Here is an 810-nt window from a genome sequence, read left to right on the forward strand (position 1 = left end):
AATTCAGTTCTAACTTTCGGGGAGCAGTTTCAGGTTTAAGGGCAGTTCGTTGTCTGAGGAGCAGCGCGAAGCCGCGGTGGCGCTGTTTGCGTCCGTTGGGGTTCAGGGCCGTAGCGAGCAAGCTTGGGGCCGGTAGGAAAGCTGTCCTCCGGTTGCACGACACTGGAATAGTTGTGCTTTTCCCGCTCGGGGGCGGGACGGGCCTTCGCCTGACAGCCGCCGCAGATCCGGTCAGGCCAGCCAGCGCCACCAGCGTGACCGCTCCGGTTCCGGCGTCGGTTCCGGTTCCGGCTCCGGTTCCTCGCCCAAGGCCAGTGCGGCCTTGACGATGTCGTCCGCGGTGAGCGTCATGACGGCCTCACGATCGAGCGTGTCGAGACTTTGTTTCTCGTCGAGCGAGAGCCGCAGCGCCTGGCGGTTGAGCGCCTGCTCGAACAGCGTGCGGGCGAACCGTGCGTTGCCGGAGTCCTCGCCCGCGTGGAGCCCGGTGAGGATGCGGCGCAGCAGCTGGTCCGCACCCGGCTCCAGCGTGTATTCGTGCTGGGCCAGCATCTGGTGGAAGATCGTCTGGAGCGCGTCGACGGAGTAGTCGGGGAACGTGATCTCGCGGGCGAACCGGGAGCGCAGTCCGGGGTTCGAGAGCAGGAAGGACTCCATCAGCCGCGGGTACCCGGCCACGATCACGACCAGGCGGTGGCGGTGGTCCTCCATCCGCTTGAGCAGGACCTCGATCGCCTCGGGGCCGAAGTCCATCCGGCCGTCTTCCGGGGCCAGCGCGTAGGCCTCGTCGATGAACAGGACGCCGTCCAG

Annotated in this window: 1 protein-coding gene; it reads right to left on the reverse strand. The window is 66.7% G+C overall.

The features are described from left to right. Positions 1–231: 231 nt before the first annotated feature. On the reverse strand, positions 232–810 hold a 579-nt coding region (locus CXQ90_RS21650), incomplete at its 5' end, for an AAA family ATPase (RefSeq protein ID WP_146068956.1).

The sequence above is a fragment of the Arthrobacter sp. ZGTC131 genome (assembly GCF_002929275.1).
Lineage (GTDB): Bacteria > Actinomycetota > Actinomycetes > Actinomycetales > Micrococcaceae > Arthrobacter.